The 245-nt window shown below is 33.1% G+C and carries 1 protein-coding gene; it reads left to right on the top strand.

Going from position 1 to position 245, the window contains the following annotated elements; translation table 11 throughout:
- Nucleotides 1-245: hypothetical protein (locus tag QQL85_RS26910; RefSeq protein ID WP_284368799.1), on the top strand; the 245-nt coding region annotated here is incomplete at both ends.

The raw sequence follows: 245 nt of genomic DNA, 5'->3' as shown, positions 1-245 counted from the left end.
GGGGGGGCCCACGGGGCCCAAAACACCCCGATCAAGGCAAAAAACAAAAAAAAAACCACCCCCCAAGCCCATAAAAGGATAAAAAAAAAAAAAACAAAAAAAAAAAAAAATAAAAAAAAAAAAAAAAAAAAAAAAAAAAAAAAAAAACACCAACACACAAAAAAAAAAAAAAAAAACCCCCCACCCCCCCCCCCCAAAAACAAAAATAGACCGCAAAAAACAAAAAACCCCAAAACAGATAAAAA

Source organism: Pseudomonas putida (assembly GCF_030159595.1).
GTDB classification, from domain to species: Bacteria; Pseudomonadota; Gammaproteobacteria; order Pseudomonadales; family Pseudomonadaceae; genus Aquipseudomonas; species Aquipseudomonas putida_AC.
The sequence above is the reverse complement of the archived record's forward strand: the minus strand, read 5'-3'. Positions and strand labels throughout refer to the sequence as shown.